Here is a 24,401-nt window from a genome sequence, read left to right on the forward strand (position 1 = left end):
AATTAGGCTTTTTTTATTTAATAAGCCCCTTTTAAGCCTTAAATAACCCGCATTCATGCTAGAACAACGACAATTGGTTTTCATCCGGTAAGTCACTTAAAACACCGTTTTCCGTCATAAAGTCGATTAACGTTTGAGAAACCTTGCCCCGTTTTGACAAGTCTTCCTTAGATAGGAACGGCTTGTCAGCCCGCGCCGCAACAATTTGCTTGGCAACGTTTAGCCCTAAGCCAGGCACTGCCCGGAACGGCGCAATCAATGTATCGCCGTCAATTAACCAGTCCGACGCATCCGACTTATAAAGATCAACCATCTTAAACTTAAAGCCCCGTTCCAACATTTCGTTTGCAAGCTCCAACACAGTCAAGAGGTTCTTTTCCTTAGCGGAAGCGTCCATCCCCTTGTCGGTAATCACTTTCATGGCGTCCTTGGTGGCGTCCTTACCATTGGCCATTGCAACCAGGTCAAAATCGTCGGCCCGAACGGAGAAGTAAGCAGAGTAGTAAACCAGTGGGAAGTAGACCTTGAAGTAAGCCACCCGCAGCGCCATTAAAATGTAAGCCGCAGCATGCGCCCGTGGGAACATGTACTTGATTTTCAAACACGACTCGATGTACCAGTCGGGCACGTCGGCATCCTTCATGGCCTGTTGCCACTCATCAGGAATCCCCCGGCCCTTCCGCACGTGTTCCATAATTTGGAAGGACATATCAGATTCCATTCCGTAGTGAATCAAGTCGGTCATGATGTTATCACGACACCCAATAACTTCAGCCAACGTAACCGTCCCGTCTTTAATCAGTTCTTCGGCGTTTCCTAACCACACGTCGGTACCATGGGAAAGTCCCGAAATTTGTAGCAGTTCGTTAAAGGTCGACGGGTGCGTTTCTTCCAACATTCCCCGGACGAACCGGGTCCCGAATTCAGGAATCCCAAGGGTCCCCGTCTTCGAGAAAATCTGGTCTTCCGTTACGCCTAAAACCTCAGGGCTCGAGAAAATCTTCATAACATTAGGATCAACCGGTGGGATACTTTCTGGCTTGATTCCCGATAAATCTTGCAACATCCGGATCATCGTCGGGTCATCATGCCCTAAAATATCGATCTTCAAAATGTTGTCATGAATCGAATGGAAATCAAAGTGGGTCGTTTGCCAAGCAGCCGATTGATCATCGGCTGGGTATTGGACCGGCGTAAAATCGTAAATGTCCATATAGTCAGGCACAACGATAATTCCGGCCGGATGTTGTCCGGTCGTCCGTTTAACGCCGGTCATTCCCTTAGCTAAACGGTCGATTTCAGCCGTTCGAATATTTTGTTCCGTATCCCGTTCGTAGCCTTTGACATAACCATACCCGGTCTTGTCAGCCACCGTTCCAATCGTCCCCGCACGGTACACGTTCTTTTCACCGAACAAGACTTTGGTGTAGTTATGGGCGATCGGTTGGTAGTCCCCAGAGAAGTTCAAATCAATATCGGGCACCTTATTCCCATAAAACCCTAAGAAAGTTTCGAAAGGAATGTTTTGACCATCCCGCACCATGTTCGTGCCACACTTAGGGCAGTCCTTTGGCGGTAAATCGTAACCCGAACCGAATTCATTATTTGTATAAAATTTTGAATACTGGCAATTTGGACACCGGTAATGGGGCGGCATCGGGTTAACTTCAGTAATCCCAGACAACGTTGCCACTATACTGGAACCAACGGACCCACGAGAACCAACTAAGTACCCGTCCTTATTACTCTTAAACACAAGGCGTTGAGCAATCAGGTAAATAACCGAGAACCCGTTGCCGATGATACTCTTTAACTCTTTATCCACCCGCGCCTGAACAATTTCTGGTAACGGATCGCCGTACCACGCGTGGGCCCGGTCCATCGTCAATTGCTTGATTTCGGCTTCGGCACCTTTCATTCGTGGCGTATATAACTTATCCTTCACGGGACGAACGTATTCGAACCGGTCCGCAATCGCTCTAGGCGTATCCACCACAATTTCATGGGCGGTCTCCTCGCCTAAGAACCGGAAATCATTCAGCATTTCATCGGTCGTCCGGAAGTGCGCGTCGGGCCACTCAGTCCGCTTACGTCCTAACGCGATCTTTGGTTGTGATTTAATCAATACTGTCCGGTAGATCTTGTCCTCTTTATTCAAGTAGTGGACGTCGCCAGTTGCAGCAACCGGAATATTGAGTTCGTGGCCTAAGTCAACCATGTTCTTAATAATTTCTTCTAAGTGCTTGTTATCTGCAATCAAGCCACTTTCAATCAAGTCAGCGTAGATACCCTTAGGTTGGACTTCCAAAAAGTCGTAGTAACTGGCCTTTTGTTTTGCTTCAGCCCGCCCCTTTTGCATCATCGCCGTGAAGACTTCACCGTTATGACAAGCAGAACCCACTAGAATGCCATCCCGATACTTATTCAAAACACTACGTGGTACCCGCGGCACGCCCGCAAAATACTGAACGTTGGATAGTGAGATGATTTTAAACAGGTTCTTTAACCCCGCTTGCGTCGTTGCGTACAGGGTCGCGTGGAATGGTCGGGCGTGTTTATACGCGCCGTTTTCACTCATGTGGTCATTTAACTGATTATGCCGTTGTACGCCGTAACGCTCCTCCGCATCCTTTAAAAAGATGTGATTCAAATGTCCCGTCGATTCCGCATCGTAGATCGCCCGGTGATGGTGTTCTAAGTTAACGTTGAATTTCTTAGACAGTGAGTCCAAAGTGTAGCGACGAAAATCCGGGTATAACCAGCGGGCTAACGTTAACGTATCAATGATTGGATTGGTAATAGCTTCCATGTGGTGCCGGGCGTAACCGGTATTCATGAAGCCCATATCAAACGTGACGTTATGCCCAACGATGATTGCGTCGCCGTAAAATTCACGAAACAGGCGGAAGACTTCTTCTTCTGATTTCGATCCCCGCACCATTTCATCGGTGATACTAGTCAAATTAGTGGTTTGCGCGGATAAATGGAACCCGGGATCAATAAATTCTTCGAACTGATCGATCACGTTTCCTTTTTCCATCTTCACCGCTGAAAGTTCGATGACCCGGTCATAAATCGCGGACAGTCCCGTCGTTTCAGTATCAAAGATCACGTACGTTGATTCTTTTAAGTCGTCCGGTGCATCGTTATAAGCAATCGGCACACCGTCGTCAACCATGTTGGCTTCAACGCCATATAAAATCTTGACGTGATTCTTTTCACCCGCGGCAAAAGCTTCGGGAAAGGCTTGGGCGCCAGAATGGTCGGTGATGGCAATCGCCGGCATCCCCCATTTCCCCGCTTGCTTGACGTAGTCGCTGACACTGTTCGTCGCGTCCATCGTACTCATGTTGGAATGCACGTGGAGTTCGACCCGCTTTTCGTCGGCTGGGGCCTTGTCCTGACGACTCGCATGGCTCGTCTCGTTAATATCGTAAGCGTTGATCGTCAAATCCCGCATGAAGCTATCTTCTTGTACGGAACCACGCACACGAACCCACATCCCGGTACTGAGCGCCGCGAACTGGGCCTCATCATCGGCATTACGGGAGAACTTCTTAACGACCATTGATGAACTGTAATCCGTAATTTTTAAAATTAACAGCTGTCGTTGTGAGCGTAACGTCCGGACTTCCATGTCAAAAACGTAACCTTCAACAATCACTGAACGTTCTTCTTCGGTAATTTGAACCAGCTGTTTAGCCGGTTCTTGCGGGTTAATCTGTTTTCCTAATTGAACTGGACCATCCACTGGCGCCGGTGCATCGGCTTGCTTAGCCCGCTTTTCATTCGCCTTTTTAATGGCTGCTTCCGCCTTTTGGGCCAACGCTTGATCCGATTTGGCCTTCTGGGCATGGAATTCTTGTATTTTAGCCTGCGACGCGGTTTCGTCAATCATCGTATGGATTGAAAACTTTGGAAAACCGAGTCGTTGATAGGTACTTTCAATTGGACCGAGGGCCTGATTGGTCAAAAAATTCTGAATGACTTCATTTTCGGCTAATAGGATGACCCGGCCATCGTCTAACGATGGCACGTTGCTATTGCAGAGCGACTGGACTAACGGAGAGGCAATTCCGCTATTTTGTACGATCCATTCCCAATAGTCGGCCAACGCCCGCGAATTGATTTCCTGGTCATCGGTTTGAACCGCCATGGTGACCTGGGCAATGTCTTTAAACGCCATCTGCAATTTATTTTGGAACGTCATAAATTGCGTATATGGCAATACGTGTTGGAAATGCAGGTGAAACTCCCAAACCTTGGACGCCTGATGAACCGTTAACTTCGTGACGGCTGCGTCTTCAAAATCTGGCCCCGTTGGCATCTCAATTTGTTCGAGGAGTTTCTCAAACATTTCTTGCTGATTTAAGCTCACACGTGCTCCTCCTTTGATTCAATACCTAACTAAAATCACCTAGTTTCTAAGTTGCCGAAACTAGGTGATTTCCGCATCCACTAATGATTAAGTGTACGCATTTTTTAGTCAACATGCAACGATTGAACCGTTACGACTAATCGATATTCTTAAGCAAAACTGCTAAGTTATTCGCAATTTCTTCAGTCTTAACTTCCAAGGTTTCGCCAGTTGCGCGAAGTTTGATTTCTACAATACCTTCACTGGCTTTCTTACCGATCGTGATCCGGGCAGGAATCCCCATCAAATCAGAATCAGCAAATTTAACCCCAGGACGTTCCTTACGGTCATCGTATAGCACTTTATAACCAGCGTCTTCTAGTTGCTTTTCAACTTGATCAGCAACTTCGACTTGGTCGGCCTTCTTAGGGTTGACCGGAATGACGTGAACGTCAAATGGTGCAATTGCCTTTGGCCAAATCAAGCCGTTTTCATCGGCACGTTGTTCTGCAATTGCAGACAACAACCGTGAAACACCGATTCCGTAGCAACCCATAATAACTGGAATGTTACGTCCATTTTGATCCAAGACTTCAGCGTGCAAATCCTTAGAATAACGGGTCCCAAGCTTGAAGATGTGACCAATTTCGATTCCCTTAGTAAACTTCAGAACGCCGGCACCGTCTGGTGATAATTCACCTTCCTGCGCAAAGCGGATGTCCACGTAATCTTCAGCGTGGAAGTCTCGTTCTGGGTTAACGTTGGTGAAGTGATGCCCATCTTCATTCGCACCGACCGTAAAGTTGACCATATCCTTAACGTAAACGTCAGCTACGATTTTAACATCGTCACTAACGTTGACCGGACCAAGTGACCCGAAACTAGCACCAAGGTATTCTTGAGCTTGTTCTGGTGTCGCCATATCTAAGAAGTCCGCACCCAAGTAGTTCTTCAACTTAACGTCGTTGACTTCGTGATCGCCACGGACAAGGGCTAAGACTGGCTGATCATCCGCAATAAACAAGATGCTCTTAACGAGTTGATCAGCGCCAACCTTCAAGAAGTCCGCTAATTCATCAATCGTGCCAACGCCTGGGGTGTCGATTTTTTCCATGTCTTTTAATGACGCGTGTGACTTCTTAGGCACGTAAAGGCTCCGTGCCATTTCAAGGTTCGCTGCGTAGTCACTTGCATCAGAATAAACGATCGTGTCTTCTCCGACCGGTGCGATGGCGGAATATTCACGAGAATCCTTACCACCCATAGCCCCACCGTCACCAATAATGGAACGGAATTGTAAGCCACAACGTTCGAAGATGTTTTGGTAGGCTTGCGCCATATCTTGGAAAGTATCATCTAGCGAACTTTCATCCGCGTGGAAGGAATAAGCATCTTTCATGATAAATTCCCGGCCCCGTAACAGACCGTAACGAGGACGGTCTTCATCACGATACTTGGCTTGAATTTGATATAACGTTAGTGGCAACCGTTTGTACGATTTCACTTCGTCACGAATAATCGACGTAAACGTTTCTTCGTGAGTTGGGCCCAAGATAAAGTCCCGGTCATGCCGGTTCTTGAGCTTAAAGAGTTCGGGACCGTACGTTTCGTAACGCCCCGTCGCCTTCCAAAGTTCTGCCGGAATCACTGCGGGCACGAGCATCTCGGCCGCGTCAATTTTTTCCATTTCTTCACGAATAATGGTTTCAATATTCGTTAAGACCCGGTAGGCTAACGGTAAATAAGCGTACATCCCAGCAGAAATTTGGCGAATATAGCCGGCCCGCAACATCATTTGATGGCTGAGGGCTTCAGCATCATTCGGCACTTCCTTTAAAGTTGGGATTAACAGTTTCGATTGTTTCATCTACTAAACGTCTCCTTATAGTTCCAATTTAATCAATAGCAATAACTTAGAAGAAATAACGTTGAATATCATTCCAAGTTACTAAAATCATTAACAACATTAATAGGCCAAACCCAATTAGGGTGATGACACTTTCCGTTTCGACCCGCAACGGTTTCCCGCGCACGCCTTCCACGATGTTCAATAACAGTTTACCACCATCGAGGGCTGGAATTGGTAAGAGGTTCACAATTCCCAAGTTGATCGATAACACAGCCAACAGGTAAATCACTTGACGTAGGCCCGATTTAGCCGCTTGTGAAGTCGTGGCAAAAATTGCGACCGGCCCGCCCAAATCGTTCAAGCTAAACCCATGGGTCACCATTCGACCCAATACTTGGAAGATCTGTTTCGTGATTCCCCAGGACCCGGTAAACCCGTACGCTAACTTGGCACCCAAGCTCTTATTCGTCGTGGTGTCCCATACGACCCCGATTTGACCGATCCGGTTACCGGACACGGTCTTCGCTGCCGGTGTCACCGCAACGGTCTTACTATGGCCATTACGGTTAACGGTGAGGTTTAACTTTTGTTTAGGACTGTCTTGAATCAAAATCGAGATGGATTGGGCACTGGTCATCTTCTTACCGTTCACCGCGGTAATTTGATCACCGGCCTTAATTCCGGCTTGCCGCGCCACCGAATTGCTCGTGGTGCTAGCAACGTTCGTTGTCACCGTCGTAACGCCACCCTGCATAAAAGCCAGGATGGCAAAGGTAATGATGGCTAAAATGAAATTATTCATTGGCCCAGCAAAGTTGGTCAGCATCCGTTGCCATAACTTGGCAGATTGGAACTGAACGTCGACCGGCGCAATCTGAACTTCGGTCCCGTCGCTTTCAACAATGGTTGCGTCATGATGAACAGCGTAACGCTTAACCGCACTTTCGTCACCATTTTCGTAGCCTTCGATCCAGAGTCCTTTTTCAAGGTCACTCCCCGTTACAGAAAGTGGAATACCATTGAACAGGGTCGTCTTTTTGCTGGCATTGATTGAATGAACGAGCCCGTCTTCACCAATCATCAAACTGACCGGGGTACCGGGTTTAAGTTCTTCATCTTCATCATCAGCGACACCGGCCATCCGGACATACCCACCAATTGGTAGGAACCGTAACGTATAAGTCGTGGCGTTCCGTCGAAAAGCAACCGCCTTAGGCCCCATTCCAACTGAAAACTCGCGAACTAAAATACCGGCGCGTTTCGCAAAGTAAAAGTGGCCAAACTCGTGAACAATCACGAGGATTCCAAAAACGATGATGAACGTAATGATTGTAACTATCAAATATACGCTCCTTTCTCCCAGGCTTGCTGGGGGCCATCAGCGTTAAAAGAGGCCAAATAAGTGTGCAATTGGGAAAACTAACAACATACTATCAAACCGGTCGAGGATACCACCATGACCAGGTAAGATCTTACCAGAATCCTTCACGCCGTAGTAGCGCTTCAAAGCGGATTCAACTAAGTCGCCAAATTGACCGACTACGGAAAGGATAATCGTAATGACGATCAGCCACAATGCGTTGGCAGGACCAACATGGAAGCCAATGGCAAACGCAGCGGCAATGATCACACCAATGATACTACCACCAATGCAGCCTTCCCACGTCTTATTAGGACTAATGGGCGTCACTTTATGCTTGCCAAGCTTACGACCAACCATGTAAGCGCCACTGTCAGTTGCCCAAACGATAAACATTAGGAACAGTAACATTTCCACGCTTACACCACGAGCAGCCGTGAAATAATTGAAGCCCATCCCGATGTATAACACGCCTAGCGTTAAGACCCCGGCATCGTCAAAGGAGAACCTGTTCCGTGACCAGACCGTGTGCAACAATAATAAAATAACTAAGAAGTAAACGACGTACGACTTGTTAAGTTGATCTGGTAAGCCGTTAAACCACTTGTTAGGGGCAATCTGAATCATGACCGCCAACATACTAACAATCGCTTCAAACGAAATTAATAACTTTTTTCGCATAATCAGTAGTTCACTCATCGCAACCGCGCCTAAAAGCATGGCCACAATGTCTAGCGTGATGCCCCCGATAAAGATCACCGGGATAAATAAGATTAAGGCGACTACCGCTGTAATGACCCGTTGTTTCATCCTACAAAACTCCCTCTATTTTTTATCCGTCAACCCGCCAAACCGGCGATCACGACTTTGAAAGTCCGCGATGCACGCTTGCAATGTTGCCGCTGTAAAATCTGGCCACTTAACATCAGTGAAAACGAGTTCGCTGTACGCAATTTGCCAAAGTAAAAAGTTGGAAATCCGTTCCTCGCCACTGGTCCGAATCAAAAGATCTGGATCGTTATACGGGGCTAACGGCGCCGTCATCAAAGCTTGATCAACCGTTTTATCCGTAATCTCTTCCGGTTTTAACCGACCATCCAAAACGGCCTGCGCAATCGACTGAACACCAGTCACCATTTCTGCACGTGACCCATAATTCAGCGCAAAGTTTAACACCATGCCATTACAATCTTTCGTATCTTCGATGGCATCGTGCACCGCTTTTTGCGTCGCTGCGGGCAACCGGTCCGTGTAGCCCATGACTGCGACCCGAACGTTATTCTTGATCAAGTCTGGGACAAAGGTATCAAAAAAATTAACTGGTAGTTGCATCAAGTAGTTAACTTCATCACTCGGGCGCTTCCAATTTTCCGTCGAAAAGGCGTAAAGCGTCAGCACCTTCACACCGAGATCACTCGCTGCCACCGTAATTTTTTTGACGGTATTCATACCTTCCTTGTGACCGGCGATCCGTGGTAAATGTCGCGCCTTGGCCCAACGACCATTCCCGTCCATGATGATGGCGACGTGCGCTGGAATCCGATTGGGATCAAGTTGCACGTCCGTTTCATCTGCGGGATCATTTTTATTAAAAAAAGCGAACAAATCGCACCTCCACAAAAATAGCTTAACTAAGCACTATTTTACCAAAAAACGGCCCATTTAACTATTAGTCAACAAAAAAAGGCTTGAATTTCTTCAAGCCTTAACGAATTAGTAAGCTTTACTAGCCTGCTAAAACTTCTTTTTCTTTATCTGCGACGATGCCATCAACGTCTTTACCAGCTTGATCAGTAATCTTTTGCGTCTGATCTTCTAGTTGATGTAACTGGTCATCGGTAAAATTGCCGTCTTTGTGACCCTTTTTCAAGGCTTCCATTGCGTCACGCCGAACATTCCGAACGGCAACCTTAGCACGTTCACCTTCAGCCTTAACGTCCTTGGCAAGTTCCTTACGCCGTTCTTCCGTTAATTGTGGAATAACTAAGCGAATGGCGGAACCGTCGTTCGCTGGGCTGATTCCTAAGTCGGACGCCAAGATAGCCTTTTCGATTTCCTTCAAAGCGCTCTTGTCGAATGGTGTCACCATCAAAACCCGTGGTTCTGGCACGGTAATTGACGCCATCTGGTTCAAAGGCGTTTGTGTGCCGTAATAGTCCGCGGAGATCCGGTTCAATAATGAAGCGTTCGCACGTCCAGCCCGAATATTACCGAGTTCCCGTTGAAGGGCTTCTTCTGCCTTTTTCATCCGTTGTTGTGCATCTTTTAAGATTGGTTCTGTCACTGCCATGTTATTTCCCCCTGACTGTCGTCCCGATGTGTTCACCGGCAACGACTTTCCGAATATTGCCTGGCTTGTTCAAGTTGAAGACCACAACTGGAATATCATTGTCCATTGATAATGAACTAGCAGTCGTATCCATAACTTGTAAGCCCTTGTTGATAATATCAAGGTGAGTTAAGGTGTCGAACTTAACGGCACTCTTATCCTTGTTAGGGTCAGCTGAGTAAACCCCGTCAACCCCATTTTTAGCCATTAAGATTGCGTCCGCATTAATTTCAGCAGCTCGCAAAGCGGCCGTGGTGTCAGTTGAGAAGTACGGGCTACCCGTCCCACCAGCAAAAATCACAATCCGACGTTTTTCTAAGTGCCGCATTGCTTTTCGGCGAATATATGGTTCAGCAATTTGCCGCATTTCAATTGAAGTTTGGACCCGGGTTGGAACCCCGATTGATTCCAAGTTATCTTGAAGTGCTAAGGCGTTCATAATGGTTGCAAGCATACCGATGTAATCAGCTTGTGCTCGTTCCATACCCATTTGGGCACCGGCTTCGCCACGCCACATGTTACCACCACCAACAACGATGGCAATCTGTACACCCATATCATAGACGTCCTTCAATTCTTCCGCGACCGTTTTAATAACGGGTGGGTTAATCCCAAAACCTTTTTCACCAGCTAAGGCTTCACCACTAAGTTTTAGGATCACACGCTTGTATTTAACTTCCGACATCGTTTTGTCCTCCTCGAGATTATCTGTATCCATTCTACCATATTATCAATAGCCGTTATAGCATCGCACGGATTCACGGATAAAAAATAGTTTGTTTTACAAAAAAAGAGATTATGGCAAAAACTAAATCTGCCATAATCTCCCCTCTGAATGTTAATTAGTCTTTGATTTGACCCATAACTTCATCAACGAAGTTGTCAGTCTTCTTTTCGATTCCTTCACCAACTTCGAAACGAACGAAGGTGTTGACCTTACCACCCTTTGATTCAACAAAGTGTGAAACGGTTTGGTCAGAATCCTTAACGAATTCTTGGTCGTCTAAGCTAATTTCTGAGAGCCATTTGTTCAAACGGCCTTCAACCATCTTTTCAACGATTTTTTCAGGCTTGCCTTCGTTTAAGGCTTCCTTAACCAAGACTTCTTTTTCATGTGCTAACGTTTCAGCAGGCACTTGTGAACGGTTAACGTATTCTGGGTTAATCGCAGCAACGTGCATGGCAACGTCTTTAGCAGTTGCTTCATCAGCGCCGTCCAAGACAACTAAAACACCGATTAAACCACCGTTATGCAAGTATGAACCAAAGTTTTGGTCGTCGCCCTTTTCAATCACTTGGAAGCGACGTAAGCTGATCTTTTCACCAGTAACTTGAGTCGTTTCGATAACGTCATCTTTAACAGTCCCATTGGCCGTCTTCAATGCTAAAGCATCGTCAACCGTCTTTGGTTCTTCGGTAGCAATCTTGTCGGCAAGTTCAGCAACTAATGCCTTGAATTTGTCAGTTGAAGCAACGGAGTCAGTTTCGCAGTTAACTTCCACGATAGCAGCTTTATTGCCTTTAACAGCAATGGCAGCCATCCCTTCAGCAGCAACGCGGCCACTCTTCTTTTCAGCTTTAGCAACGCCCTTTTCACGTAAAACGTCAACGGCTTTTTCCATGTCGCCTTCAGTTTCAACTAACGCCTTCTTAGCGTCCATCATACCAACACCGGTTTTGTCACGGAGTTCTTTAACTTGTGCTGCAGAAATCTTTGCCATAGTTTACTCTCCTTTGAGTAGGTAGATTTTAGATAAAAGGCTGCCCTCAAAATCAGGCCGATGAGGTCCGCGATTTTTTAGACAGCCTAATTATTTCGAATTAATTATTTGTCAGACTTTTTATCATTGTCGCCTTCAACGGCTTCAACGATATCTTCCAATGAGTCAGCAGACTTTGCGTCTTTGGCACCCTTGAATGAGTCTTCAGTAACGTCTTCGTCTTCACCTTGACGACCTTCAATGACAGCGTCAGCCATCTTAGAAGTGATCAAACGTACGGCACGAATAGCGTCGTCGTTTGATGGGATGATAACGTCGATGTCATCTGGATCAGTGTTGGTATCAACCATCGCTACGATCGGAATGTTCAACTTTTGAGCTTCCTTAACCGCAATTTGTTCCTTGCGAGGGTCAACGATAAAGATAACGTCTGGAATCCGAGGCATATCTTCGATACCGCCAAGGAATTTTTCAAGCTTAGCACGTTGCTTGATCAATAATGAAACTTCCTTCTTAGGTAAACGTTCGAAAGTTCCGTCTTCTTCCATCTTCTTTAAATCTTTAAGACGCTTGATCCGAGTTTGGATGGTGTTCCAGTTAGTCAAAGTCCCACCTAACCAACGATGGTTAACGTAGTATTGACCAGCACGGGTAGCTTCTTCTTCGATTGAGTCTTGGGCTTGTTTCTTAGTCCCAACAAACAAAATAACACCATCGTCAGCTGCAGCATCCTTAACGAAGTTGTAAGCTGAATCGATCATCTTAACCGTCTTTTGTAAGTCAATGATGTAGATCCCGTTACGTTCCGTAAAGATGTATGGTTTCATCTTTGGGTTCCAGCGACGAGTTTGGTGACCAAAGTGGACACCGGCTTCAAGCAATTGTTTCATAGAAATAACAGCCATGATAAATGTTCCTCCAAAAAATTTGTTTTGCTCATCCCCATGCCTCACTTGATTACGGAACCCTCCCGGGCACTACCATAACCATCACCATGGGTGTGAAATTGGTTTTAACACCGAAAATTAGTATAACGAAAATTAACGCCCCATGCAAGCTATTTTACCGGTAATTTGTGATTTGCCCGAAGTGTGTTAGAATACTATCTCGCATAGGAGGCTCAATTCAACATGATAAAAGCCATCATTTTTGATCTCGATGATACGTTGTACGATCAAAAATCTCCCTTCGTCACTGCATTGTCCGAAACTTTTTCACGGCCCTTGTCGGCTGACGAAGCGGCTCAAGTTTTCAAACGGTTCCATGATTTTAATGATCAAACTTTTGACCAAGTTAAAGACCAAACACTGAGTCTTGAAGCTTGGCAAACCGCGCGGATTCGCCACGCGCTGTCCCAGTTGACCACGGAACCCATTAGTACGGATTGGGCAATCCAATTTGAAATGGCGTATGAAAATGCGCTATCTAACATTCAGTTGTTTGCTGGCTTACCAGCGACGTTGACCCGTCTCAGTCATTGTTTTGAAATCGGCATCATTACTAACGGTCCCGCTCAAATTCAACACAATAAGTTACATCAATTGCAAATTGAGCACTACGTCCATCCCGACCACATCTTCATCTCTGAAGAACTCGGAATTGCTAAACCGGATCCGTCGATTTTCACAACCTGGGCGCACCAGGTCGGTATTAAAGCTAACGAGGCCGTCTACGTGGGCGATAACGCCTCCCTCGACATGACTAGCGCCAAACATGCTGGTTGGCAAACGTTTTGGTTCAACCACCGTCAAAATGACCAAGTTAAGCCGACGGTGATTCCCGACCAGATTATTCAGAGTCCTGAAGAACTCAACGAATTATTACTCGCGCTACTCCAAGCAGCAACGCTGTAATCCATAAAATATTTACCCATCTGTATTTATTTTTAGGCATTCACGCCGCATTCCCTAATCCACCACATTTGGTGTGATTGGGGAATTTTTTTGTGCCCATTGTTCCACTTTTAGCGCACACAAAAAAACGACACCACCCGTGACTAATGTCCTGAGTCGTGCCGTTCAATTAAATCTCAATCAAAATTAGTCAAACTTAACTTGCGTGTCAGCTTTACCAGTTTCGATGAATTGTTTGTTGTTATCCATTGAGATGTGCACCATGTTGTGAACAGCTGGTTCCGTGTAGAACGCAGTATGTGGTGTAATCAAAACGTTGTCGCGGTTGAACAAGTTCATGAAGACCTTGTCATCAATCGTTTGACCTTCAAGATCCTTGTTGAAGATCTTAGTTTCGTATTCATAAGTGTCAAGGGCGGCACCGGCAATTTTGCCACTGTCTAAGGCCTTGATCAAGTCTTCTGAATCAACGAGCGTACCACGAGCAAAGTTCAAGATGTATGAACCATCTTTCATCTTGCTGAATGCGTCAGCATTTAACATGTGGTAGTTATCCTTCAAAGCAGGAACGTGTAAAGTAATAACGTCAGCTTGGGCGTATAATTCGTCCAAGGTGTCAACGTACATACCTTCTTTGTCAAGTTCAGCGTTACGGTAAACATCGTAACCGATAACTTTAGCACCGAAGCCCTTGAAGATGTCGATAGCGGCACGGCCGATACGACCAGTACCAACAACACCAACAGTCATCGTGTTTAATTCTTTAGCGATGTCTGGTGCCCAACGGAAGTCTTGTTTAGCCAACTTCTTGTTGAACTTAGGGGTTTGGCGTAATAATTGCATCAATTGTGTAACTGATAATTCAGCAATCGCATTTGGTGAGTATGCAGGCACGTTAGAAATGTTTAAGCCACGGGCCTTAACAGTAGGAACGTCCACGTTGTCAACACCAACGTTACGAAGAGAAATGTTCTTAACACCTTCGTCAGCTAACTTGTTTAAAACAGCAGCGGTGTAATCCTTTTGTTGGTATACATCGGCACCGTCAAAGCCTTTAGCTAATTCGGCAGTTTCTTCAGTAAGTAAATCTGGAACTAATTTAACTTCAACGTCTGGGTTTTCTTTCATCCATGTGTCGAAGAAAGGACGTTCGTCATCACGTACAGCATATGCAATAATTTTCATTACAAAAATTCCTCCTATATATTGATACATTAAATATTATAACAGTAAATGTCAGAAAAAGTATGACAAATTATGAAAACTTTGCTAAATATTCACATTGTGAAGTGCCAAGTATTTTAACTTGGCAGCTCTCGACTGATGTTTGAAGGCATATTCAGCTTTCAAGGCAGATGACTTGTCATTGAAAACTTCATGATAAATTAATTGTAAAGGTCGCCGAGTACGGGGCCGAGTATACTTGGCGCCCTTCCCCGCATTATGAGTCGCGAGTCGGCGCTGCAAGTTATCCGTAAAGCCGCCGTAAAGGGTCTGATCGGCACATAGCAGGACGTAGAAATAGTAGTTTTTAGTTGTTTTAGTTACCATAGAGGAGCTGGTGCACCTCTTTTCCATACGTGCCATCCGCTTGATAGACAATGACTGGTGGTACCACCCGGACACCATTGGCCTTACCGTCCTTGATCATTTCAATCAGTACCATGTTAGCTTCCCGATCTGCTTTTGGGTGTACAAACCGCAACCGTTTAGGCGCCAACCGGTGGGCAGCCATCGTTGCAAATAAGTCGTCTAACCGTTCCGGACGGTGCACAAAGTACGCTTTACCGTTCATTTTCAGTAAGTCACTCGTCACCGCCATGATCTGGTCTAAGTTAGCGGTCAGTTCATGACGGGCAATGGCTAAGTGTGGATTAGGATTTTTGACACTGCTTGGCTGGTTTTTAAAATATGGCGGGTTACACAAGACGGTATCAATCGAATCCTTCGCCAATTGCGTCGTCACGTTCAATAAGTCTTCATTTAACACCGTGACCTGTTGATCTAAATCGTTGAGCGTCACACTCCGTTGTGCCATGTCGGCCAAGCGCGGCTGTAATTCAACCGCGGTAATGTGGCCATGCGTTCGTTCGCTAACAAACAAACCGACTGCCCCGTTGCCCGCGCACAAATCAACAATCTGACTCTTGGCAGTTTTGGCAACCTGTGCAAACGCGCCTAACAAGACAGCGTCAAGTGAAAAGGCAAACACTTGAGAACTCTGAATAATTTGAATGTTTTTACTATATAGTTGGTCAATCCGCTCGCCAGCGTTTAACGCTACTTGGGTCATAACGTGACCCCCTTCTCTAAAAATATCATTGCAAGCATACCATATAATCTACTTGCAGAATTTCAAAAATTTCGTCATACTGTGAGCAGTTATTTAACGAAAGGAAGATCGTGATGTTTTATTCATTTATGCGTGGCCTCGTTCGGCTGATCGTCACCCTCATTAACGGTCGTCCCCGTTTTCAGGGACGCGAAAATTTGCCAAAGGGCACTTATATTTTAGTGGGCCCGCACCGGACTTGGTTCGACCCGCTGTACTACGCACTTGCTGGCAGTCCCATGAAGTTCAGTTTTATGGCCAAAGAAGAACTCTTTAAAAACCCCGTATTACGCTACATTTTAAAGCACGCTAACGCTTTTCCAGTTGATCGTAATCATCCTGGTCCGTCCGCAATTAAGACGCCCGTTAAGTTTTTACGCAAGGGCAGCCTTTCCTTGATCATGTTCCCATCCGGGACTCGTCATTCACAGGAACTAAAGGGTGGCGCAACGGTCATTGCTAAAATGGCTGGTGTACCGCTAGTCCCAACGGTTTATCAAGGTCCGCTTACTTTCAAGCGCTTATTCAGCCGTCAAAAAGTTACCGTTCGCTTTGGCGAGCCGATTTACGTTGACCGTAAATTAAAGCTCGATGACGCCGGCCAAAAAACGATTGAACAGCAGATGCTGGCCGCTTTCGATAGTCTCGATCAACAAATTGATCCTGACTTCAAATACGTCGATCCAGCGACTCAAAAGCACGCCCAATAAGGACGTGCTTTTTTATAAACTTTAGAAAAGTGTGTGCTTATTTATAGAAGCAATCGCACTTTTTTTACGCTGAATCAAAAAAAGTACCGGAAATTTTCCAGCACTTTATGGCCTAAACATAGCGACACTATTTGCTATCGTTACGTGAGGCAGCCTTCATTGAGTTCAACATCTGGTGCAACTTCTTCTCGGATGGGCGCTGACCCATTTGCATCATCATGCTGCGTAGCATTTCTTCACTGATCGGTGGGTTTTGTTTCAAGTAGTTTTGCATGTAGTGCCGCGCACCAAAGAAACCACCAGTCAACCCAACTAAAATGCCAAGGACCACAATTAAGATCCAAACACCTGTAGATAAAGTCATTCCCTGTTCCCTCCCTTATTACAGTCTTCAATAAACTAGTCTACACAAATTAATAATAAAAGAAAAGGAAAATTTGTTATTCGACAAATTTTCCTGAAAACGGTTAATCATTCCGCAAGCCCCGTTCGCGTTGAATATTGCGAACTTTTTCTGGTGTAACTTCTTTACCCTGCTTGTCAAAAACTTGTAGCGATTCAACTTGTTGCCGAAAACCGGCCCGAAATTCCTTTAAGTACTTCTGACGTAAATCCTTACGTTCAACTTCTTCTAATTCGGTTAAGCCCTCAGCCTTCGCTTTGTGGGCTAACTCGTTGATCCGATTTAATAATTCTTTTGAAATCAATGTAAGTGCTCCTTTCAAAACAAGAATAGAATACACGAGAACTGACCCTAAATCAATTAAAAGCATTTGTCAACCGAACATTTGTTTGAAAGCGTCAAAAAGCTATGCTACAATTGGGATAAATCATAAAAGAAAATATTAAATGAGGTGCCAAGATGAGTAAAACATCGGAAAGCAAACAAATGGCCGTTCTTCGTTTTATTTATGAACGCGTCAATGAAAAAGGATATCCGCCAACCGTACGTGAAATTGGCGAAGCCGTTGACTTATCTTCGACTTCAACCGTTCACGGCCACATTGCACGACTAGAAAAGAAAGGGTTCATTGAAAAGGACCCAACGAAGCCCCGGGCAATTGAAGTCACAGCTGCTGGTTTTGAAGCCCTCGGCGTTGAAACGACGCCCCATCAGATTCCCGTACTTGGAACGGTTACCGCCGGCCAACCAATCTTAGCCGTTCAAGACGCCACCGACTACTTCCCAATTCCAAAGGACTTGGAATCTTTTGGCGGGGACCTCTTCATGCTGACCATTCGTGGTGAAAGTATGATCAACATTGGAATCTTAAACGGCGACCAAGTCATTGTTCGCCGTCAGAGTTCCGCTGATAACGGCGACATCGTCATTGCAATGACCGACGAAAATGAAGCCACGTGTAAACGGTTCTTCAAAGAGGCTGACCATTACCGGTTGCAACCAGAAAACGACACGATGGCCCCAATCATTTTAAATGATGTTTCAATTTTAGGTAAAGTTGTCGGCTTATACCGCGATATGCTCTATTAGCCCGACGATTCAGAGTCAACCCATTTACGGGTTGGCTATTTTTTTAGGCGTTTTTGGGCTTCTCGCTGGGCTAGTTTCGATAAAGGCACCGTGGCTAAGGTCGCTTTGACCCATGCCGGATCCGTTTTCGCATAGTCTCTAAGTGCCCAACCAATCGCCTTTTGAATAAAAAAAGCGTTGTCGGCGTGATTTAGCTCGATTGCGCGTCGTAAATAATCTTTATCAGTGGCACCCTTCCGACCTAACTGGAGCGTTATTCCAACCCGACGTAGCCATAAGTCATCCGCCGTCAGGAATTGTGAACCCAAGTCAGCTAGCACTGATTGCTGAAAGATCCATGTCGCTATAACTTTGCGCCAGGCGTCCACACTATCCCACCACGGTTTAACAGTCACTTGCTGCACACACCATTGGATCTGTTCAGGCGTTAGTCGCCGAACATTCGCCAGCGCAAGGTCAATTGCAACGTACTGATATTCACGGTACGGTTGTTGATAGTAAAACGCCAACCACTGGCTCAGCTCTTCTGAAGAGCGTTGTTTGCTTAGCCGTTGGATTGGTGCGGTCAGTTGACGACGTTCAGGGCTTTTGACTCCCAAAAAATCGAACTGATCACGCATATAGGCGGCCATTGCCGGTTGGTTTTCTGGATGACTTGGTAAAAATAAGCTTGGCACCCTACCACTTCCATTCTGCTATTTTTAGGACTTTTACACATTATTTTCCAATTCTATACCGGAGAGCGAACAGTTCAATGGTATAATAGTTATACTATTTCAAATGTCGGGAGTTGGTCTCATGTTATTCTTAGCCATTATTGGCTTACTTGTTTTTTTATTAGCTCTATTTTCGGTCATTTCTGCTCGTCAAAGTGGCGGGGGCTGGAAGTTTTTAGCCGGAGTTGCAATTTTAAGTGCCTTGGTGACCGGCTACGCAATCGTTAAGTTACCTTATTGGCCATACAACCAAAAATCGTCGACTACGGCCAAAAAGAAAGCCGCTTCTTCTTCATCAGTCACCAATAAAAGTAGTCGGGCTAAGTTAGGCTCCTCACAAGTCATCTTCAATGAGGAAAGCCAAAAACGGGCCGCTGCCACCACAAAATTGAAGGAAGAAAACATCCTTAAACAGTTACAAAGCAACTATAAGGGTGTTGGCACGGTTGCGTTTAACAAAGCTTCTAAAACCTTCACGATTACCCCAACTGGAAAAAAGTACGTTAAATCACTAAAAATCATTAAAGCGCACCCCACGGATAATCAAAAGGCCATTACAACCATTACCACTAACTTCAAATCATTATCGAAATCCTTGAAAAAGAACCTGACTTCTGGCTATACCATTCGGTTACTCGAACCCGATAAAACCGACGCCACGCTAGTTAGCGTTAAGGACGGTCAAGTCATTACAAACAATTTAAACAAATAAGTAAAAGCTTGTCAGACCAAATCATTGGTACTGGCAAGCTTTTTATTTACGCCCATTGATCCAAATACTGACGCTGTTCATCACGTTGTCCGATTAACACGAACCGGTGTGGGTCCGTATGATAGTCAATCGTTTGATCCGTTGCCTCCCAGGCAAGTTGCTGATTGAAACATTTTTCGTAGGTCGCAACGTCTACCCGCCGGCGCCTTGCCAGTCGTTGTGGTAATCCTAAGTCGATACCTTTTAAGTAGTCAGGCTGGATGATGCCAGTGTAAAATTCTCCTTCAGCCCCAGAACCATAACTAAAGAGTCCTAGTTCGTTGCCCGCTTGAAGTTCTGGGTCAGTAAGCAGTTGTGACAATAAACTCAAGTATAACGACCCAGTATACAGATTACCGACCTGTCGATTCAATTTTCGGGCACATTCAAAGTGTGCCACCCAGGCTTCTTGCTTGGTTTCACTGACCATTGGTAAAGCACTACGCAAGGCTTTAAGTCCCATTTTTGTATATGGCAAGTGAAAAACTAAGGCGGTCAAATCTTCAGCCCGGGTTTTGGTTCCCGACAAGTAGCCCTTGAACACGTCTTGAAAATAATCGACATAAATATTCGAAGAATACTTACCATCGACTAACGCTTCACTGCGGTATAGCGGTCGCCAAAAATCCATAACATCTTGGCTAAGCAAGGTCGAATCCGTCCCCAATGCTAGAACTTGCGGATCAGCACTGATCAGCATCGCAACTGCCCCGCCACCCTGGGTTGGTTCCCCGGGAGTGTTGAGCCCATAGCGTGCAATGTCAGCGCCAATAACTAACGCTTTCTTATCCGGATGAACCCGGACGTGCTCTTGTGCGAGTTGAACGCCAGCCGTGCCAGCGTAGCACGCCTCTTTCATTTCAATCGTCCGGCAACGCCGATTTAAGCCTAATAAGTGGGCAACGTAAATCGCGCTGGCTTTCGAATTATCGATTCCAGATTCAGTCCCAACAATTAGCAAATCGATAGCGTCAATGTCGGCCTGCGTTAACATCGGATAAGCCGCGTTGGCTGCTAAGGTCACAATATCTTGACTTGGCGGAATAACAGCCATTTGGGCTTGGCCAATCCCAATCAAATACTTATCCGGTTCAGCGCCCCGCGCACGCGCCAGTTCCGTCATGTCGACGTACAAATGTGACGATGCAAAATGCATCTTATCGATTCCAACCTTCACGTCAATTCCTCCAATTTGTTAATACCAATTTCTTGATTAATCAGCTTCTCCAAGCGAGCCCAAATAATGAAAGTCAGGATCACACCCCGCAGCAAAGCAACTGAATGCTTGCGTACTTTCATTATGAAACGTTACTAAAATCGCCGGGGTTGCCCACGTTGAAGCCGCCCAAAAGACAGCCCCATCAAATTCACGGTTATCATTGGGATAACGGTGATAACCCAATTGATCATCCCAGATAGTGCCATGCGTATTTAACCAATCTTCAGCTAAACCGGCCTCCAACTGACTAATCACGTCCGCATTATCACGAATCAAAGCGGCGACTCTGGGCCAGTCAAGCTGACGGTCGTGTAACTTGGGCAACTGCTGGCGTGTTCCTAAAGGTGTATGTTGCAACGCGATTGGCGTTAAGTCAATAAAATCCAAACGATCACCTCCCAAAAACACACTAATCATTACTTAAATTATAGCATGGGTCATCTAAAATTTATTGCTGAGAATTGCTTGACATGGGACGCGTTTCATAACGTACATTAAGGGTGCAGTTAGAAAAGAGTTACAATCATTTATCCGGGAGGTTAATATTATGTGGTTTTGGCATCGAAAAGCAGTGTTTAAATTATCTGCACCCGTGCGTGGACACCACGTCACGTTATCCAATGATTCCGCACTTTTGTTAGCAATCCATCCCACTGATTTAGCCATTTACGCCCCGTTAAATGGTGAAATTGTTGCTTTAACAAGCAACAGTGCCCGAATCATCGGACTAGATGGTCAGTTGTATCGACTAGCGTTAACCGACCCAAACGGTAACTTCGAATGGCAAGTTCGCATTGGCGATAGCGTCTCACCAATTAGTTTGCTAGGGACGTTGAGGCAGAACCTGTCGAAGGCGGCCATAGTGACTTGTGAACAAATTAGTGTCCAAGCGACAAAAGTTGAACATCAATCCTATGCATTTAACTATTAAATATTATTAAGCCCAAGATGCTATTCACTCAAAAAGTTATGGAGTGAATAGCATCTTTTTTGATCCATCTTATAAATGAAAACTTTCGCGTTAACGTAATTATTAAATAATGGAACGTTCAATTTTTTAAATCATCCATGACCAAAAATCTCAAGTCATTAAAAGGCGTCGATAGAAAGGAATAGCCAGCTTTATTGCATGATGGAAAACATTGAACATAACATTACCACTAATTACTTTGGGGGAATCATTATGAAAAAAACTATCGTTCTAGGAATTGCAGTATTAGCAAGCTTGTCATTAGCAGCATGTGAAAGTTCCTCGGCAGCTGAAGCGGAAACGCCTAGTCAGTCAACTGAAGCTCACACAAGCAATGATAATCAGAAAGTAGCTTCAAAAAAAGAAAGCAAAACTAGCGATAATACTCACCCACTTGACTATTTATCTTCAGAAAAACTAGCAAGCTATAACAAAGGCCTTGCAGATAGCCTTATTGAAGATCAAAAGTTTGCTAAGGGTGGCAATAAAAATTATAGCTGGTCCACCTATATAGACTCAGTCTCATACAGTTCGCGAGGCCTAATAGCTAACGTAAATCCTAATTTTGTCAATTTAAACAATACGGACAAGACCAAAATCGGCAAATCATTACAAGGACTTGCGGGTGCTCAAATTGTTATGATGAATATAGAATTAGCCCCGGATGCACCATCAGTTTATACAAACATTCATTACAATGGTCGCCGAATTGGCCACTCTAAGATATTAAATCCATCTAGTTTTAAATGGTCCAAATAATGTAACGATAAACACTGCTATAACCAAGACCTTGGCTAAACTAATTGACTACTAAAATATGAACTAGTATTACAATTAGCAAAGAAAGAACGGTTCGACCATTCGCTGACCTAAGCCAGTTACTAGTTTATATTGAAGAGCAACTAGTTTAAAGGCTAGTTGCTCTTTTATTTTATGACGGAAAATTGGCAACGTAGTTCATTTTTGAACAGTGGCTTTTATGAATATTTATTTGTTCTTATCGGAAATTATGCTATACTATTCAAGTACCATATGGAGAGTTGGCAGAGTGGTAATGCACCGGACTCGAAATCCGGCGAACCGGCTAATACCGGCGCGCAGGTTCAAATCCTGTACTCTCCTTATTAGGTTGCACTACGTTAATTTTAAAAATCAGGAACCCTGCTAAATCAATGTTTAGCGAGGCTTCTGTTTTTTTATTTGCACTGCAAAACACTGGGATTTGAAACTCTAGTATGTAGATACTCTTCAAATCTATTAATTTGGACATTTATTTCACGAGTAAACCAGTTATCAAATAATTGTGCTTGCTAATAGCAGCAGGTTATAATTATATGAATAAGGAAATGAGGTGCTTATTTTGAATAAAAAATATGGAATTCATATTTATGAAAAAGATAATACCCCGGGCTTTAAAGACAGTTACGCATATGATGAATGGTTCTCTTCAAAGGAAGAACGTGATAAGCAGTACACGTATTACAACAAACCAAGTAATCCTTCTCCTAAAGATATAGTGACTGAAATAGATCACCCAAACTATGAGACAACCTCATATTCTTTAATCGAAAAGGAAATATAAGTATTCAGCCCTCAATGGTTAATTGATAACTATCGGGGGCTTCTATCAATTAAAAATTTTGCTCACATTTTTAATTTTCAACAACCGTTACCACCATATAGCAATCCTTAGCATAAATGTTGCACATGCTTTTTAGCGGACTTATGCTATGCTTGCGTTACCCAATACTAGGAGGATAATTTTATGGACAAAATGTTAGTCACAACTACCGAAAATATTCCCGGACAACCCTACACCGTCATTGGTGAAGTCTTCGGTCTGACCACCCAATCTAAAAACTTGGTACGTAACATTGGCGCTGGCTTGAAAGGCCTCGTTGGTGGTGAAATCAAAGACTACACCAAGATGCTCGACGAATCACGCAACGTTGCCGTTGAACGGTTACGCGAAAACGCCGCAGCACTTGGTGCGGATGCCGTCGTCATGATGCGTTTTGATACCGGCTCCATCAGTCAAGATATGCAATCGGTCGCCGCATACGGTACCGCCGTTAAATTCACCACCGCTAACTAGGACGGTTAAAAAGGCATTCAAACTCGTTCGTTTGGATGCCTTTCTTTTATCCTAAAATACCCTGTTCGATTCGCTGCTGATTCAAAAACCAATACTCACTGGGTTCACCTTTCAAACGACTATACGGCACCGGTGTTACCCCTTGATCCAAAAGACTGTCATTGAGATAATTCCGTAAAATCCAAGGTTCTTCAATATGTACAACGTTCAAGTCCATAACGTCCTCAACGTGGGTCGGGGTTGTCTCTAAATCAGTCGCAACTTGATCCAATGATAGACCAGACCGCTCATAATTTGCTCGCAATTCCTGTCGTGTATTTGTTCGTTCGATCTCTTTTAATGACATAGCCTAGCTTCCTTTCCGAATTGATTGTGCAAAACTAACACTTCCAGTGTAACGCCTCTCGCCAAAAATGCAACCGCTTTCTATTTTGATACTGATTTCACTTAATCATGATATATGCAACAATAACATGTGAACTCAATTAGCGTTAATTGTAGCTCACAATAAGTTGTTAGACCGCATAGTATTCAGCTTCTTTGCAAGCCCACATCTTTCACACCAAAAAGGCTACGCCAAGACAGTCGCAGCCCCTTTGATGTCACTTAGATTAAATAACAATTCCATTTTGCTATATCTCAATAAC

The 24,401-nt window shown here is 44.8% G+C and carries 26 protein-coding genes and 1 tRNA gene; 9 read left to right on the top strand and 18 right to left on the bottom strand.

Annotation, left to right across the window (positions count from 1 at the left end; translation table 11 throughout):
• Positions 1 to 58: 58 nt before the first annotated feature.
• The 9 genes from IV64_RS11005 to rpsB all read right to left on the bottom strand — a co-directional run bounded on the left by IV64_RS11005 (position 59) and on the right by rpsB (position 12,521).
• On the bottom strand, positions 59 to 4,378 hold the full coding sequence (locus IV64_RS11005) for a PolC-type DNA polymerase III (RefSeq protein WP_057707291.1): 4,320 nt from the start codon (positions 4,376 to 4,378) through the stop codon (positions 59 to 61).
• Positions 4,379 to 4,514: 136 nt separating this feature from the next.
• Positions 4,515 to 6,224 (bottom strand): proline--tRNA ligase, encoded by a 1,710-nt coding sequence (locus IV64_RS11010; RefSeq protein ID WP_057707292.1) that lies wholly within the window; start codon positions 6,222 to 6,224, stop codon positions 4,515 to 4,517.
• Positions 6,225 to 6,270: 46 nt separating this feature from the next.
• Complete coding sequence (rseP, locus tag IV64_RS11015; protein WP_057707293.1) at positions 6,271 to 7,548, bottom strand: RIP metalloprotease RseP; 1,278 nt, start codon at positions 7,546 to 7,548, stop codon at positions 6,271 to 6,273.
• A gap of 42 nt (positions 7,549 to 7,590) precedes the next feature.
• A complete protein-coding gene (locus tag IV64_RS11020; protein WP_057707294.1) occupies positions 7,591 to 8,376 on the bottom strand; it encodes a phosphatidate cytidylyltransferase in 786 nt (261 codons plus the stop codon).
• A gap of 15 nt (positions 8,377 to 8,391) precedes the next feature.
• Entirely contained in the window at positions 8,392 to 9,171 is a 780-nt protein-coding gene (locus IV64_RS11025; protein WP_057707295.1) for an isoprenyl transferase, read from the bottom strand.
• 121 nt (positions 9,172 to 9,292) lie between these two features.
• Positions 9,293 to 9,856, bottom strand: a complete 564-nt coding sequence (frr, locus tag IV64_RS11030; protein ID WP_057707296.1) for a ribosome recycling factor — start codon at positions 9,854 to 9,856, stop codon at positions 9,293 to 9,295.
• A gap of 1 nt (position 9,857) precedes the next feature.
• A complete protein-coding gene (pyrH, locus tag IV64_RS11035) occupies positions 9,858 to 10,580 on the bottom strand; it encodes a UMP kinase (RefSeq protein ID WP_057707297.1) in 723 nt (240 codons plus the stop codon).
• Between the two features lie 157 nt (positions 10,581 to 10,737).
• On the bottom strand, positions 10,738 to 11,616 hold the full coding sequence (gene tsf, locus IV64_RS11040) for a translation elongation factor Ts (protein WP_057707298.1): 879 nt from the start codon (positions 11,614 to 11,616) through the stop codon (positions 10,738 to 10,740).
• A 104-nt stretch (positions 11,617 to 11,720) separates the two neighbouring features.
• Entirely contained in the window at positions 11,721 to 12,521 is an 801-nt protein-coding gene (gene rpsB, locus IV64_RS11045) for a 30S ribosomal protein S2 (protein WP_057707299.1), read from the bottom strand.
• 225 nt (positions 12,522 to 12,746) lie between these two features.
• Between rpsB and IV64_RS11050 the strand changes: the two genes are divergently transcribed.
• Positions 12,747 to 13,469 (top strand): HAD family hydrolase, encoded by a 723-nt coding sequence (locus IV64_RS11050; protein ID WP_057707300.1) that lies wholly within the window; start codon positions 12,747 to 12,749, stop codon positions 13,467 to 13,469.
• A gap of 186 nt (positions 13,470 to 13,655) precedes the next feature.
• Here the strand turns inward: IV64_RS11050 and IV64_RS11055 are convergent, their stop codons facing one another.
• The 3 genes from IV64_RS11055 to IV64_RS11065 all read right to left on the bottom strand — a co-directional run bounded on the left by IV64_RS11055 (position 13,656) and on the right by IV64_RS11065 (position 15,762).
• Positions 13,656 to 14,654, bottom strand: a complete 999-nt coding sequence (locus IV64_RS11055; RefSeq protein WP_057707301.1) for a D-2-hydroxyacid dehydrogenase — start codon at positions 14,652 to 14,654, stop codon at positions 13,656 to 13,658.
• Between the two features lie 84 nt (positions 14,655 to 14,738).
• Positions 14,739 to 15,020, bottom strand: a complete 282-nt coding sequence (locus IV64_RS11060; protein WP_157061140.1) for a GIY-YIG nuclease family protein — start codon at positions 15,018 to 15,020, stop codon at positions 14,739 to 14,741.
• The gene (locus IV64_RS11065) at positions 15,010 to 15,762 is read right to left on the bottom strand and encodes a tRNA1(Val) (adenine(37)-N6)-methyltransferase (protein ID WP_057707303.1); all 753 of its coding nucleotides are present in this window, start codon (positions 15,760 to 15,762) and stop codon (positions 15,010 to 15,012) included. The genes IV64_RS11060 and IV64_RS11065 overlap by 11 nt, the downstream gene beginning before the upstream one ends.
• 113 nt (positions 15,763 to 15,875) lie before the next feature.
• On the opposite strand from IV64_RS11065, the gene IV64_RS11070 reads away from it, so the two are divergent.
• Positions 15,876 to 16,511 carry a lysophospholipid acyltransferase family protein gene (locus tag IV64_RS11070; protein WP_057707304.1) on the top strand — a complete coding sequence of 212 codons (636 nt, stop codon included), beginning with the start codon at positions 15,876 to 15,878 and terminating at the stop codon, positions 16,509 to 16,511.
• A 127-nt stretch (positions 16,512 to 16,638) separates the two neighbouring features.
• Here the strand turns inward: IV64_RS11070 and IV64_RS11075 are convergent, their stop codons facing one another.
• A complete protein-coding gene (locus IV64_RS11075; protein WP_057707305.1) occupies positions 16,639 to 16,875 on the bottom strand; it encodes a YneF family protein in 237 nt (78 codons plus the stop codon).
• A gap of 103 nt (positions 16,876 to 16,978) precedes the next feature.
• Positions 16,979 to 17,218, bottom strand: a complete 240-nt coding sequence (locus tag IV64_RS11080; RefSeq protein WP_057707306.1) for a DUF896 domain-containing protein — start codon at positions 17,216 to 17,218, stop codon at positions 16,979 to 16,981.
• Positions 17,219 to 17,373: 155 nt separating this feature from the next.
• Here IV64_RS11080 and lexA point away from each other — a divergent pair, with 155 nt between their 5' ends.
• Positions 17,374 to 18,003, top strand: coding sequence for a transcriptional repressor LexA (gene lexA / locus IV64_RS11085; RefSeq protein ID WP_057707307.1), 630 nt, complete (start codon positions 17,374 to 17,376; stop codon positions 18,001 to 18,003).
• A 35-nt stretch (positions 18,004 to 18,038) separates the two neighbouring features.
• Here lexA and IV64_RS11090 read toward each other — a convergent pair whose 3' ends face one another.
• Positions 18,039 to 18,680, bottom strand: a complete 642-nt coding sequence (locus IV64_RS11090) for a DNA alkylation repair protein (RefSeq protein ID WP_237757332.1) — start codon at positions 18,678 to 18,680, stop codon at positions 18,039 to 18,041.
• Positions 18,681 to 18,801: 121 nt separating this feature from the next.
• Between IV64_RS11090 and IV64_RS11095 the strand changes: the two genes are divergently transcribed.
• Positions 18,802 to 19,431, top strand: a complete 630-nt coding sequence (locus IV64_RS11095; RefSeq protein WP_057707308.1) for a hypothetical protein — start codon at positions 18,802 to 18,804, stop codon at positions 19,429 to 19,431.
• Positions 19,432 to 19,477: 46 nt separating this feature from the next.
• On the opposite strand, the gene IV64_RS11100 is transcribed toward IV64_RS11095, so the two are convergent.
• Together IV64_RS11100 and IV64_RS11105 are read right to left on the bottom strand one after the other, a co-directional pair.
• Positions 19,478 to 20,647, bottom strand: coding sequence for a hydroxymethylglutaryl-CoA synthase (locus IV64_RS11100; protein ID WP_057707309.1), 1,170 nt, complete (start codon positions 20,645 to 20,647; stop codon positions 19,478 to 19,480).
• A 36-nt stretch (positions 20,648 to 20,683) separates the two neighbouring features.
• Positions 20,684 to 21,076, bottom strand: coding sequence for a hypothetical protein (locus tag IV64_RS11105; protein WP_057707310.1), 393 nt, complete (start codon positions 21,074 to 21,076; stop codon positions 20,684 to 20,686).
• A gap of 160 nt (positions 21,077 to 21,236) precedes the next feature.
• On the opposite strand from IV64_RS11105, the gene IV64_RS11110 reads away from it, so the two are divergent.
• The 5 genes from IV64_RS11110 to IV64_RS11130 all read left to right on the top strand — a co-directional run bounded on the left by IV64_RS11110 (position 21,237) and on the right by IV64_RS11130 (position 23,754).
• Entirely contained in the window at positions 21,237 to 21,620 is a 384-nt protein-coding gene (locus tag IV64_RS11110; protein ID WP_057707311.1) for a hypothetical protein, read from the top strand.
• Between the two features lie 252 nt (positions 21,621 to 21,872).
• Positions 21,873 to 22,418, top strand: coding sequence for a hypothetical protein (locus IV64_RS11115; RefSeq protein WP_057707312.1), 546 nt, complete (start codon positions 21,873 to 21,875; stop codon positions 22,416 to 22,418).
• A gap of 275 nt (positions 22,419 to 22,693) precedes the next feature.
• Positions 22,694 to 22,781: transfer RNA gene (locus tag IV64_RS11120), tRNA-Ser, on the top strand.
• 238 nt (positions 22,782 to 23,019) lie between these two features.
• Positions 23,020 to 23,241, top strand: coding sequence for a hypothetical protein (locus IV64_RS11125; protein WP_057707313.1), 222 nt, complete (start codon positions 23,020 to 23,022; stop codon positions 23,239 to 23,241).
• A 183-nt stretch (positions 23,242 to 23,424) separates the two neighbouring features.
• Complete coding sequence (locus tag IV64_RS11130; protein ID WP_057707314.1) at positions 23,425 to 23,754, top strand: heavy metal-binding domain-containing protein; 330 nt, start codon at positions 23,425 to 23,427, stop codon at positions 23,752 to 23,754.
• A 46-nt stretch (positions 23,755 to 23,800) separates the two neighbouring features.
• On the opposite strand, the gene IV64_RS11135 is transcribed toward IV64_RS11130, so the two are convergent.
• Positions 23,801 to 24,100: a DUF2316 family protein gene (locus tag IV64_RS11135; RefSeq protein ID WP_057707315.1), complete on the bottom strand. Its 300-nt coding sequence runs from the start codon at positions 24,098 to 24,100 to the stop codon at positions 23,801 to 23,803.
• Positions 24,101 to 24,401 lie beyond the last annotated feature (301 nt).

The sequence above is a fragment of the Lactiplantibacillus xiangfangensis genome (assembly GCF_001438845.1).
In the GTDB taxonomy this organism is placed as follows: domain Bacteria; phylum Bacillota; class Bacilli; order Lactobacillales; family Lactobacillaceae; genus Lactiplantibacillus; species Lactiplantibacillus xiangfangensis.